The sequence below is a fragment of the Paenibacillus castaneae genome, assembly GCF_002884445.1.
Taxonomy (GTDB): Bacteria; Bacillota; Bacilli; order Paenibacillales; family Paenibacillaceae; genus Pristimantibacillus; species Pristimantibacillus castaneae.
The window spans coordinates 1,227,350-1,239,567 of the sequence record NZ_KZ614144.1 but is presented as its reverse complement, the minus strand read 5'-3'; the positions used below and the strand labels follow the sequence as shown (position 1 = coordinate 1,239,567).

Below are 12,218 nucleotides of genomic sequence, written 5' to 3'. Positions count from 1 at the left end.
TTGTTCTTGTTCACCTGAATAGGAAATAAATAGCCCACAAGCAATCCGCTTTTTTCAAAGTGTCATTCTTGTGGGCTAAACCTATTTATATCTTATAAGCCTTCATAGCTTTGCGAATTTCTTTAAAGGTAGGCCGTTTGCCATACATAAGCACACCTGTGCGGTAAATTTTAGCGGATATCCATACAGCCACATAGATGGTGACGAACAGGATACCGATCGAGGTGCAAATTTCCCATACCGGCGGATCTGTTAAGCCTAGTCTTAGCAGCATAACGAAAGGTGAGAAAAACGGAATAAAGGATGATACTTTGACAAGCATGCTATCCGGGCTTGTGATGCTGAATATGGAAATGTAGAAGCCGGCCAAGGAAAGCATAGTAATAGGGAGGACGGCTTGACCCAGATCCTCTGTACGGCTGACGATTGAGCCTACAGCCGCAAACAATGTTGCGAATAATAGATAACCAGTTAAGTAGAACAATACCGCGAATATAAGCAGCTTCGGATCAATTTTCGTTAAATCAATATTGAATTGTTCAAGCAATTTATTATTATGCGGCAGACTTACGTTAATAATTAGGACGAGAACATACACGGATACTTGGATCAAACCTACGAGAAACATACCAACGATTTTTCCGAACATTTGCTTCAAAGGAGATACGCTCGTAATGAGCAGCTCCATAACGCGTGAGCTCTTCTCAGCTGTAATCTCTGATGCAATGAGCTGACCTGTAATCATAATGGCCATAAACAGCAGGACAACGATTAAATAGACAAGACCCATATTTACAGCTTGTTGCTCAAGTGATTTTCCATCATCTACATTTGTCGTACCATCTGTTGCCGAAATTTGCATCGTAGCAATTTCAATCGGTGCGTTAAGCAGAGCAAGCTGCTCAGCTGTTAAACCAGCATCATGCAGGATGGTTCCTTGACGAATAATTTGAAGAGCGCTTTGAATGGGGCTAGTCGACTCGTACGCCATCAGCTTCTCGGATTTATATGTCATCTCTGGGAAGCCGTTCTCTGACATTTTGCCAAATTGGAGATAGCCTACAATATCTTTATCCGCAATCGCTTGTTTCAGCTGTTTCTCGTTCTCTGAAACCGAGCCTTTATCTTCGTATGGGACTAATTTAATATCTGATTTTTCCTGTGCTTCGAAATAGGCCTTCAATTGATCACCTGTCGCCGAATCTTCCGCTGACTTAGAATGAATATATCCAATCTGGCTTACTTTGTCACCACTGTTGAATTGCGAGAAAATATAAGGAAGATTAATTCCGATAGTCATAATAATGGCAATGATCAAAGTTGTAATCAAAAACGCTTTTGCTCTGAATTTGTTTTTTAACGTAAAGCCCACTACTGTCCAAAAGCTATTCATGGCTATCACCGCCTACCGTCTTAATAAATATTTCATTCAATGTCGGTTCCTTGATTTCAAATCTCGTAATGGTCGATTGCCCCATCGCATGCCGCAAAATATCTCCACCAACCGCTTCGTTTGCAATGCCAACCTCATAGCCATATTCATGACGTACAACATTCGTAACACCAACAATTTGATTAAGGCCAGTTATTTCATTCTCCGTGTTTAATATAACGCGTTCCTTCGGGAATTGCTTCTTAATATCCTTGAGGCTACCTTTCAACACGACATTGGAACGATGCAGAATCGTAATATTTCTACAAAGCTCCTCTACATGCTCCATCCTGTGGGTTGAGAACAAGATGCTCGTTCCAGTGTCGCGCAGCTCCTTGACCGTTGATTTCAACAGCTCTACGTTGACCGGATCGAGACCGCTGAATGCCTCATCAAGAATGACGATTTTCGGCGAATGAATGATGCTTGCGATAAATTGAATTTTTTGCTGATTTCCTTTGGATAGCTCCTCAACCTTTTTATTGTAATACTCAGGCACCTCGAAGCGATCCAACCATTTCTTAAGGTTTTTGTCAGCATCCTTCTTCGACATCCCCCGCAGCTGTCCCAAATAAATGAGCTGGTCACTCACGCGAACCTTTGGATACAGCCCTCTCTCCTCTGGCAAATAGCCTAGATTACGCAATTCATTATTGCTGTATGCTTTACCGTTGTACAATATTTGGCCTTCATCCGGATAAATAAGGCCCAGCACCATTCTCATCGTTGTCGTCTTGCCGGCACCATTCGCCCCAAGCAAACCGTAAATCTCTCCTTCGCTAACTTCAAAGCTAATTCCGTTTACTGCAGTTTTGTCGCCATACTGCTTAACAATTCCTTCCACTTTCAATGGATTCATTCTAAATTCCCCTCTTTTCATTTAATCTTGTACTCAAACTATTTTGCAATAATAATGCGCTCATAATTTCATCCAGTTCCAGCGCCTGTCTGCTGACTAGCTGCAAGCCTTCTCTTGCGCACCATTGCTCCGCCTCCGCAGCTTTACTTGTTGTAATACGATAAGTGGTTCCGCCTGCATGATCTACGCCGCATTGTCCTGGCATAGTTGCGGCCAGCTTCTCTGAAAGGTCAGGTCCAGTGACAAATAAAGTAAACCAGCTGCTGAACAGCTCATCCTTCTCATACATGCCAAGCACCATTCCACGATCCATAAATACGATAAAATCGGCAAGACGTTTCACTTCTTCAATAATATGGGAGGTCAGCAGAATGGTTCGATCTCCTTGATCCATATAACGATGAAGAATGTTGATCATCGTTTTCCAGGCTAATGGATCAAGCCCCGAGGATGGCTCATCGAGCAATAATAGCTCTGGACCATGTGCCAGCGTTAATGCAAATTCAAATTTACGGCGCATACCCTTCGACATTTTGCCAAGGAGCTGATTATCATCAACCTCCAATAAGTGCAATAGCTCTCGATAGCGGTTCACATCCCAGCTCTCATACCAAAATTGATAGAACTCCGCTTTTGCAGCAGCCTTCATATTGTTCTCATGCGATAAGGATTCCTCCGGCAAATAACCGATTCGCTTCTTTAAATCTACTGATGGTCCCTGCTCCAATCTTTGACCTAATAATTCGATCAATCCTTCGTCTGGTTTAGCTAAATCGAGCATTAAACTGAAACTGGAGCTCTTTCCGCATCCATTCGGTCCCACAATGGCAGTAATGAATCCCTTCGGTATACTCATATTTAGCGGACCAAGTCGGAATTTAGAACGATTCTGTACTACGCCTGTAAACTGAATCGCATTCGTCTCAACCATCGTTCTCCCCCATCCTCACTCATAATATTTATTCATGACTTCCTTAAACATGGTTTCAAGCTCATTCTCCGTACACTGCACGCGCTTTCCGGCTATAACAGCTTGATCTAACGCTTCAATCACGGCAGATAGTCGATGACGATCACGTTCGAGCTCTCCTACCTTGGCAACATAAGTGCCGGTTCCTTGTCTGGTTCGCAGTAAGCCCTCTGCTTCCAAGTCATTATATACTCGCTTTACCGTTATAACGCTGCATTTTACCGTTTGAGCAAGCTCTCGAATCGATGGAAGCAGTGTGCCTTCAGTTAGCTGTCCGCTAACAATCAAAGCACGCAATTGAACTTCAATCTGATGGTATAGTGGCTCGGCGCTTTGATCGTTTATTTGTATCGGCAGCAGTATGACTTTCACCTTCTTTCCTTCTCGATTGTCTAAGCTCTATAACTCCGCTTCTCAAGTCGGTTTTCTATTCGTTTCATTCCTATAAATAAAGCCAACGCCGTTATAGCCAGTGCAACAAGAACAATCCAGCCATTGCCATCTTCTATGAAATGGAGGGAGGTTATGACGATATTCCCAATCTTGAGTAAAGCCAAGCACAACGTGAGAATGAGATATAGGAGAATATACAATAAATTCATTATAAAATACGTTTTTCCCGTATGGCCAAGCTCCCAATATACATACATCGATGCAATCGTCAACGAGTAGGCAAACCATAACAATCCATATAAAGCAAAGTAACCTATCGATATATTTACATCATTCATATAGACGATTAAGTACTGCAAGCTGAAGAAGACAAGCTGTGTTACAAATAATACGATTGTCAATTGAATCAATCGGCCAATTGCTATTTGCTTAGAAGATATTGGCATCGTTCGCCACTGCGCTATCTTATGCGTATACGCATCATTTTTCCAATAACGCATCATCGACTGGTTGAAGCAAAAGGCTAGACAAGGAAGAATAGTTAAGTAAACAAAATCCATTGCCCAGTTAATCGAACCTGTTTCGTCACTATTCGCATCCAAAAACAAAGGAACTGTAAATAGCAATAAATAACCGACGATCAAAAGCGATATCAAGCTTTTCCATCTATCCTTTGCCAGCTCATGCTTCGCTAGGAACCAAGCACCTTTCCACACATTCACATTATTTTCTCCTCTCAACATCAACAGTCAATATACTGTATATATCCTTATACACAGTATATTGACTAACTACGACGATGTCAACCCTTTCCAACAAAACAAAATAAAACCGTGCTAATGCAAGAGATAATCTCTTACGATAGCACGGTTTTTAATGGGGATGATTGAAATGTTTTAGCCGAAAATAGCGTCAATAACAGGCTTAGTATGTCCGCCTGGGTACATAAGGTAGAGAAGAATATAGACCATCGTTCCTGTTATGGCTGTAACAAACCATATGAGCGAAGTCACCTTTCCCCACTTCCGATGCTTTGCAAATTTCTTCTTGTATCCAAGCGTAAGCGTCGTTATTCCAAACACAGCCGCTACAGTCGCCAGCACAATATGGAACAGCAGGAAAACAAGATAATATGGTTTCAACCAATCTGGACCGCCCCATGCGGTGTTCCCAACAAATATAGTACGAGAAACATATACGATGAAGAAGATAGACGCTGCTATTGCTGCATAGACCATCATCTTCTGATGCTCAACCAACCTGCGTTTAATCGCCAGTCTCCAGCCAATAGCAACAAGTACTGCGCTTAGTACGATAAAAAAGGTACTGATTGTTGGCATAATATTAAAACTATTCAACGTTACCCCACCTATTAAAAAATATGACGGCTAAGCCGTACCGGTATTCGTATTCGGTAAATCATCTTCAGTTTGTTCACGTTTGAACCATTGTTTGAAAATATAGGCCAAAATAAAACCGTACATAAACTCCTGAACCAGTTTCATCACAATACCACCAAGCTGCTGGTCCTCAACGACATCCATGAGATTAAAGAACTGCGGACCGCTGAAGGTATCAAGCAATCTGCTAGGATCCCCTGTTACACAATATCCCATTGCCGTTACCCATACATTCGGATCATTGTATATCGCATACAAAGGGGTAGTGGCGAAAATAATTAGTGCGCATGCCGGTGTTAACAAAATACCATTCGCAAATACGTAAGCCATTCTCTTCAAGTCAGTTAAACGATTCCATTCTGGAACTGGACAAGCGATTTGCCACCACATCATAAAAGAAGTAATGAGCAGCACCGAATAATAAAGACGATGCACGGAGAAGTGCGTCATCACATAGTCATGGACAATAGGAACATGGTAAATGGAAAAAAGCATATTAAAGAGCACCAATGTAATAATAGGATTCATCATTGGGCTTAACTTTTTCCAAAATGAACCTGAAAATAGTTTGCGCCAAACAAAGCCTGGCACGCCTAGTAATACTAATGGCGGTACGATTAAATAGGAGACTGACATATTGATCATATGAAACGTAAACATAAGATGACCTAATAAGTTAAGAGGTCCTCCATGAGCTAAATAAAACATAATAGCAGCAGACACGAACATCACCTTTTGGAGGAGGGTCGCTGCTGGTTCCTGTGGGTAATGCTTCTCCCGCCATGGACCAATTAAGTAGAAATATAGAATAACGACTGCCGTCATTCCGAACAGAAACATTGGGGTCCACAATTCTTCGAAGCGGAAATACTGTAAGCCAAGCATCGTGGAAGCTCCTTTCCATTACATTAAGCTCATTTTAGAAAAAAGGAGGGACCCAGCTTTGGGAACCCTCCTCTCCTTCATACAAATGATGGTTTTACCACCAAGCCCAATACTCCGCCATAATGACGCAAGTAAATACGATAAATACACCCATCAAAATTCCGATAATCGCAAACGTATGACCGCGATCCTTCATATGCATCCAGACTGCCATTTGAATAAATACTTGTAGAATAGCCAATCCGATTAAAATGATGTAAGTAAAATCCTTGTTTATTTCTCCGCTGATAACTGTCGCAAACGCAAGAAATGTTAGCAGTACGGAAAAAATAAACGAAATGATGGCCTTTTTGGGGCCTTCAACTTTATAACGCTTGGTGCTTCCCTCTGTGGCTGTATGATTGCTCGCCATGGATTATACCACCTTTCCCATCAAGTAAACGACGGTGAAGATAAATACCCATACAACATCGATAAAGTGCCAGTACAAACCAGCTATATATGTCTTTGGCGCGGTAACAACAGTCAAGCCTTTTCTCATCAACTGCATAATAATCAAGCTTATCCAAACTATACCGAAAGCAACGTGTGCTCCGTGGAAGCCTACAAGCGTATAGAAGGATGAGCTGAATGCACTAGTTGTAAAGCCATGGCCTTCATGTATATAGTGAGTAAACTCATAAATTTCTAGGCCCAGGAAGGCTAAACCCAGAACAACAGTAACAATGAGCCAGCTTATCAACGCCTTCACTTTATTCGTATGAAGAGCGTGAATAGCGAATACGCTGGTCAAGCTTGATGTTAAAAGCAATGCTGTTGCGAGCGCAACCAGTGGAAGATCGAATAGCTCATCCGCTGTAGGACCATCTAATACTTGATGGCGAAGCGCCAGGAACGCTGAGAACAATGTTCCGAAAAGTACGGTTTCGCCTCCAAGAAACAACCAGAAGCCTAATATCTTATTGCGTCCCTCGAGGGTCGCCTTTTCGGGCTCATGAGGCAATTGCCCTTCTACATGCGAGTGTGCACTCATGCTTTTCCCCCCATATCTTTAAGAATTTCGTCTTCTTCAATATGAAAACCATGGTCGTCAATGACTGAACGAAGCACCATGCAAGTAAATAGCACGAGCAGGCCGACGATACCAACTGCATAGCCCATTTTGAACGAACCGAACAGATTGCCCCATTCTGGAGCGTACATGAAACCAAGAGCTGCTATAAACAATCCTACTCCCATGAAGAACGGCAGAATCGATGGAGAAGGCATATGAATCGGGCCTAGCGGTTCAGCAGGCGTCATGCCGCTGTGACCATCCATTTTTTCTTTCCAATAAGCGTCATAACCGCGAACAAGCGGTGTTTGAGCAAAGTTGTACTCTGGCGGTGGAGATGGAATCGTCCATTCCAGTGTACGACCGTCTTCCCAAGGGTCAGCTGGTACATTTTGGGGTTTGAATGCCGTAGTTACGATATTCAATAGGAAGAATATTGTACCAAAGCCCATCAAGAATGCGCCCACTGTACTAATCATATTCATTTCATTAAAGCCAAGACCGTCCAGATACGTCCAAATACGACGCGGCATTCCAAGCAAGCCAAGGAAATGCTGAACAAAGAATGTCATGTGGAAGCCGATGAAGAATGTCCAGAACGTCCATTTGCCTAGCGTTTCATTAAGCATACGTCCGAACATCTTCGGCCACCAGTAATGAAGGCCTGAGAATATACCTAGTACCAATCCGCCAACAATAACGTAATGGAAATGTGCGACTACAAAGTAAGAATCGTGATATTGGAAATCGGCAGGCGCTGCTGCCAGCATGACGCCGGTAACGCCGCCCATTACGAAGGTAGGAATAAATCCAACTGCGAACAAATTCGCTGTTGTGAATTTAATGGAACCGCCCCACATCGTAAACAACCAGTTGAAAATTTTGATACCTGTCGGAATCGCAATAAGCATCGTTGCAATCGAGAACAGAGCATTCGCAACCGGTCCAAGACCAACTGTGAACATGTGATGCGCCCAAACCATGAAGCCCAAGAAGCCAATCAGGATTGTAGCGAATACCATCGAGCTGTAACCGAACAAACGCTTGCGAGAGAACGTGCTTACTACTTCGGAAATAACGCCGAAGGCCGGCAGGATGAGGATATAAACCTCAGGATGCCCAAATATCCAGAAAATATGCTCCCAGAGGACGGTATTTCCTCCCCCAGATGGATCAAAGAAATTGGCATCGAATAGTCGATCGAACATAAGCGCTGCAAGGCCGACTGCAAGAGCCGGAAATGCGAATAGGATAAGCGCCGAAGTTACGAAGACCGTCCATGTAAATAGTGGCATACGCATAAACGTCATACCTGGAGCTCTCATATTAATAATCGTGGCTAGAAAGTTGATACCCCCGATTAGTGTACCAATACCTGCAATCTGAAGTCCCAATACATAGTAATCAACACCATGCTGGCCGTTATAGGTCGTACCCGCTAAAGGAGCGTAAGATGTCCAGCCCGCATCAGGAGCGCCGCCAGTAAACCAGCTGACGTTAAGCAAGACACCACCAAACAAAAATGTCCAGAACCCTAAAGAGTTAAGGAAAGGAAACGCAACGTCTCGTGCGCCGATTTGCAGCGGTACAACCGCATTCATAAGCGCAAACAAGATCGGCATGGCTGCTAGGAAGATCATAGTCGTACCATGCATAGTTATTAGCTCGTTATATGTATCCGCGCTAACAAAGTCATTAAGCGGCTTCCATAATTGAACCCGGATTAATATCGCTTCCAAACCGCCAACTAGGAAGAAAAATCCGCCGGCGATCAAATACAAAATCCCAATTTTTTTATGGTCAACCGTTGTCAGCCAGTCCATAAGACCGCTGTGTCGTTTCACCGTATGCGTATGCGCATGAGCCAAAGTAGGTACCTCCTTCAATCACCGATAAATTATTGTTCGTAGTTAAGTTTCAGTTCAGATAAATATTTCGCAATGCCTTCAAGTTCTTGCTCAGTCAAATCGACTTTACCCATTTGGTTGCCCGGTTTTACATCATCCGGATTTTTGATCCAACGGTGAAGATTATCATAAACAGAGCCTTCATTGCTATATTTAGGTTCATCGGTGTTAACAAGTATACCTCCGACAGATTGACGGCTTCCGATACCCGTTAAGTTAGGATAAGCAGGTCCGCCCATATCTCCTACTGCATGACAAGCAAGACATTTGCTTTCGAATGCAGCAGCAACTGCTGGATCACTAGGAAGAGCTACAGGTTCTTGAATAGCGGCTACCCAACGATCGAATGAGGACTCGTCCACTGACTTCACTTTGAAATCCATTAGTCCGTGTGAAGGACCGCAAAGCTCGGCACATTTACCAAGGTAAACGCCTTCTTTTGGAGCTGAGAAGTACATCATATTTTCGTTAGCACCAGGGTTTGTATCAATCTTGCCTGCAAGCGATGGAACCCAGAACGAGTGAATCACGTCTGCTGACTTCGCTTTAATGGAGATTGTTTTTCCCTTTGGAATAATAAGCTCTTGCGCTGTTTTAATACCGTAATCCGGATATTCGAATTCCCACCAATATTGGTGCGAAGTCACGACTACTTGAATCGCATCCGGGTCTTTACTGTAATCCTTAGCTAAATTAAATACGGATTGTACAGTTGGAACCGCGAGAATAACAAGCAGAACAATTGGAATAACTGTCCAAATAATTTCCAGCTTGTGGCTTCCTTCGATTTGCTTCGGTATTGTTTTGTCTCCTTTGCGTCTGCGGAAACGAATAATGACGTACAAAGAAATCGCAAACACAGCAACAACCACGATCAACATGATTCCAATCGTTAGCTTCATCAGTCCGAATTGCTCTTCCGCTACAGGTCCCTGGGGATTTAGCGCAGACAAATCAGCCCGTCCGCATGCCGCTAGCACCAGTACCATCATGGCCATAAGCGGCGCTAGCCGTTTAAAATAATGCCACCGTTTCATCATTAATCAACCCCACTTTTGACATTTTCGCAGTTGCCTGAATTCACGTGGCAAGCGGCTAACTGCGTGTTTCACAGATGTTTTATAACTCCTGCAACTAAATTCATCTTATTAAATATAAAGTTGAAGCCTCTTTTTGTCAATGTTACAGGAAGAGTTCACAAATTGTTCTCAAAGCTGTCAAAAATCGCAGTACGTCAACGTTTTTAGCTTTCCTCATCCATTGGCTTAGTCTCTCCAAATTACTTACCCTCTGCCATTCATTGTGCACCAAAAGTATGGTCAATTATGTATGGGGAATAAACGTATATTTATTTTTTAATAACAAAAGCTAAAGGCATTATCGAATGAATGGGGGTCCGTTCTTAATGGTAAAACGAATGGCTGCGCTGCTGCTTTCTGCTGCTGTCCTTTCTTCGGCTGCCGGCTGCAATTACAGGGAGCTTGCCCAAAAAAGTGATACTGACTATGGCAGCCGTCAAGTCAATGATCCGAAAATGATTCATGCAAAGTTATACGGTCCACTGTCGAATAACGCTAATCAGCATGATAATGCCTTCTTTGAATACAGCTCCGTCATCTCGCGCAAAGTAACAGAGCTGAATGGCATCGCATCCGCAATTGTCATGCTTACCGATAAAAACGCATATGTTGGATTAATGCTGGACTGGACAGCCGTAGGAACACGCAATTCAGGCAGACACCGTGAGCAGGACAATACAGGGACGACGGAAGGCGTATACAATCGTGAAAATGGAAATCCATATGGCAATGGCCGTTTGCTTGTATCGCCTTATAATTCTTATTTTTCCGTCAATGACGTTAATGACTTATCGAATGAGCTTAAACAGACAGTGGCAAAAACCGTGCGTGATCTTGCTCCTACTGTCCAAGAGGTGCATATTTCCGCTAATATGGATTTTGTCAATTATTTTAATGAATATGCTAAGGAAGCTTGGGGCGGAAGATCTCTTATGCCATGGGTAGACTCATTCAATACACTCGTCCAATATCATTTTGCCGGGGGCAAGGAAATGCCGACACCCATTACTTTGCCTGAAGTAAATAGAAGTTCAGAGCAGCATATGAATGAATAAAAAAATCGCTTCCTATTATATATAGTCAAAAAGAGGGTGTCCCAAAAGCACCATAGGCTTTTGGGACACCCTCTTTATTAATAAAATTACCGCTTTGGTGAAAAACCGCTAACTTCAGACAATATAGCCTCTGTTTGTGCCAAAATCTCTTCGGACAGCACCACATTAATGGCCTTTACATTCTCTTCGATCTGCGATGGACGGCTTGATCCGATAATAGCTGAACTTACTCCTGGCTGACGAAGCACCCATGCTAATGCAAATTGAGAAAGCGTTGCTCCGATGCTACCCGCAAGCTGTTCCAGCTTCTCTGCCACCTGTAGTACATCCTCGCGCATATAGCTGTTAATAATGCCGTTAGTTTTATCGTTTGCAGCACGGCTGTCTGACGGAGCAGCTTGGCCCGGTTTATATTTCCCGGTCAATATTCCTTGAGCAAGCGGTGAGAACACCACTTGTCCCATCCCTTCACTTTCACAAACCTGTAGCACATCCTTCTCAATATAACGCTCAAACATATTATAAATCGGCTGATTCGAAACAAGAGGACGCAGGCCAAGCTTTTTGCTTCTTTCAGCCGCATCCGTGATTTGAGCAGCAGACCATTCACTTATGCCTGCATAGAGTACTTTACCCTGTGCAGTCAAATCATCCAGTGCTCGAAGCGTTTCCTCAACCGGCGTCTCGTTATCGAATCGGTGGCATTGATATAGATCAATATAATCTGTTCCTAGACGCTTCAAGCTCGCCTCACACTGTTCCACAATATGCTTGCGTGAGAGTCCGCGATCATTCGGCCCTGAGCCCATCGGGAAAAACACTTTTGTCGCAAGCACATAGCTGCTTCGTGTATACGCTTTCAAAGCTTCCCCCATGACCTTTTCTGCTGCTCCAGTATTATAGGCGTTCGCCGTATCGAAGAAGTTAATGCCTAATTCATAAGCTTTATGTATGCAAGCCTGCGCTGTTTCTGCTTCTGTGGCAGTGCCATAAGTCAGCCAGCTTCCAAGTCCAATTTCACTTACCTTTAATCCACTCTTACCTAGCCTTCTATAGTTCATTTGCATGTGCAATCACTCCTCATTTATAATGTCTCCATAAACAGTGTATAGTAGTTTCTAATAGAGTTAAAGTAGTGAATGTTTTTTCATTATATTATCTTAAATATATATACTATACTTATG

At 43.1% G+C, this 12,218-nt stretch carries 13 protein-coding genes; 1 reads left to right on the top strand and 12 read right to left on the bottom strand.

What is annotated here, in order from left to right:
* Positions 1-85 precede the first annotated feature (85 nt).
* The 11 genes from CEF13_RS05225 to coxB form a co-directional block, all read right to left on the bottom strand.
* Positions 86-1,393: an ABC transporter permease gene (locus tag CEF13_RS05225; protein WP_102709741.1), complete on the bottom strand. Its 1,308-nt coding sequence runs from the start codon at positions 1,391-1,393 to the stop codon at positions 86-88.
* Positions 1,386-2,291 carry an ABC transporter ATP-binding protein gene (locus CEF13_RS05220; protein ID WP_102709740.1) on the bottom strand — a complete coding sequence of 302 codons (906 nt, stop codon included), beginning with the start codon at positions 2,289-2,291 and terminating at the stop codon, positions 1,386-1,388. The genes CEF13_RS05225 and CEF13_RS05220 overlap by 8 nt, the downstream gene beginning before the upstream one ends.
* Position 2,292: 1 nt before the next feature.
* On the bottom strand, positions 2,293-3,222 hold the full coding sequence (locus CEF13_RS05215; protein ID WP_102709739.1) for an ABC transporter ATP-binding protein: 930 nt from the start codon (positions 3,220-3,222) through the stop codon (positions 2,293-2,295).
* 15 nt (positions 3,223-3,237) lie between these two features.
* Entirely contained in the window at positions 3,238-3,624 is a 387-nt protein-coding gene (locus CEF13_RS05210) for a GntR family transcriptional regulator (RefSeq protein WP_102716217.1), read from the bottom strand.
* Positions 3,625-3,653: 29 nt separating this feature from the next.
* On the bottom strand, positions 3,654-4,376 hold the full coding sequence (locus tag CEF13_RS05205) for a hypothetical protein (protein ID WP_102709738.1): 723 nt from the start codon (positions 4,374-4,376) through the stop codon (positions 3,654-3,656).
* Between the two features lie 174 nt (positions 4,377-4,550).
* Positions 4,551-4,994 (bottom strand): DUF420 domain-containing protein, encoded by a 444-nt coding sequence (locus CEF13_RS05200; RefSeq protein WP_424991994.1) that lies wholly within the window; start codon positions 4,992-4,994, stop codon positions 4,551-4,553.
* A 48-nt stretch (positions 4,995-5,042) separates the two neighbouring features.
* On the bottom strand, positions 5,043-5,939 hold the full coding sequence (gene ctaG / locus CEF13_RS05195; protein ID WP_102709736.1) for a cytochrome c oxidase assembly factor CtaG: 897 nt from the start codon (positions 5,937-5,939) through the stop codon (positions 5,043-5,045).
* Positions 5,940-6,033: 94 nt separating this feature from the next.
* Positions 6,034-6,351, bottom strand: coding sequence for a cytochrome C oxidase subunit IV family protein (locus CEF13_RS05190; RefSeq protein WP_102709735.1), 318 nt, complete (start codon positions 6,349-6,351; stop codon positions 6,034-6,036).
* 3 nt (positions 6,352-6,354) lie between these two features.
* Positions 6,355-6,972, bottom strand: coding sequence for a cytochrome c oxidase subunit 3 (locus CEF13_RS05185; RefSeq protein WP_102709734.1), 618 nt, complete (start codon positions 6,970-6,972; stop codon positions 6,355-6,357).
* Complete coding sequence (gene ctaD, locus CEF13_RS05180; RefSeq protein WP_102716216.1) at positions 6,969-8,816, bottom strand: cytochrome c oxidase subunit I; 1,848 nt, start codon at positions 8,814-8,816, stop codon at positions 6,969-6,971. The genes CEF13_RS05185 and ctaD overlap by 4 nt, the downstream gene beginning before the upstream one ends.
* Before the next feature lie 74 nt (positions 8,817-8,890).
* On the bottom strand, positions 8,891-9,940 hold the full coding sequence (gene coxB / locus CEF13_RS05175) for a cytochrome c oxidase subunit II (RefSeq protein WP_102709733.1): 1,050 nt from the start codon (positions 9,938-9,940) through the stop codon (positions 8,891-8,893).
* A 365-nt stretch (positions 9,941-10,305) separates the two neighbouring features.
* Between coxB and CEF13_RS05170 the strand changes: the two genes are divergently transcribed.
* Entirely contained in the window at positions 10,306-11,034 is a 729-nt protein-coding gene (locus CEF13_RS05170; RefSeq protein ID WP_102709732.1) for a hypothetical protein, read from the top strand.
* A gap of 86 nt (positions 11,035-11,120) precedes the next feature.
* Here the strand turns inward: CEF13_RS05170 and CEF13_RS05165 are convergent, their stop codons facing one another.
* Positions 11,121-12,095 carry an aldo/keto reductase family protein gene (locus CEF13_RS05165; RefSeq protein WP_102716215.1) on the bottom strand — a complete coding sequence of 325 codons (975 nt, stop codon included), beginning with the start codon at positions 12,093-12,095 and terminating at the stop codon, positions 11,121-11,123.
* Positions 12,096-12,218: the final 123 nt, after the last annotated feature.

Bases quoted from the DNA above. Each gene is read 5' to 3' on its own strand.
- CEF13_RS05225 (WP_102709741.1), bottom strand. From the start codon at position 1,393: ATGAATAGCTTTTGGACAGTAGTGGGCTTTACGTTAAAAAACAAATTC.
- CEF13_RS05220 (WP_102709740.1), bottom strand. From the start codon at position 2,291: ATGAATCCATTGAAAGTGGAAGGAATTGTTAAGCAGTATGGCGACAAA.
- CEF13_RS05215 (WP_102709739.1), bottom strand. From the start codon at position 3,222: ATGGTTGAGACGAATGCGATTCAGTTTACAGGCGTAGTACAGAATCGT.
- CEF13_RS05200 (WP_424991994.1), bottom strand. From the start codon at position 4,994: ATGCCAACAATCAGTACCTTTTTTATCGTACTAAGCGCAGTACTTGTT.
- ctaG (WP_102709736.1), bottom strand. From the start codon at position 5,939: ATGCTTGGCTTACAGTATTTCCGCTTCGAAGAATTGTGGACCCCAATG.
- CEF13_RS05190 (WP_102709735.1), bottom strand. From the start codon at position 6,351: ATGGCGAGCAATCATACAGCCACAGAGGGAAGCACCAAGCGTTATAAA.
- CEF13_RS05185 (WP_102709734.1), bottom strand. From the start codon at position 6,972: ATGAGTGCACACTCGCATGTAGAAGGGCAATTGCCTCATGAGCCCGAA.
- ctaD (WP_102716216.1), bottom strand. From the start codon at position 8,816: ATGGACTGGCTGACAACGGTTGACCATAAAAAAATTGGGATTTTGTAT.
- coxB (WP_102709733.1), bottom strand. From the start codon at position 9,940: ATGATGAAACGGTGGCATTATTTTAAACGGCTAGCGCCGCTTATGGCC.
- CEF13_RS05170 (WP_102709732.1), top strand. From the start codon at position 10,306: ATGGTAAAACGAATGGCTGCGCTGCTGCTTTCTGCTGCTGTCCTTTCT.
- CEF13_RS05165 (WP_102716215.1), bottom strand. From the start codon at position 12,095: ATGAACTATAGAAGGCTAGGTAAGAGTGGATTAAAGGTAAGTGAAATT.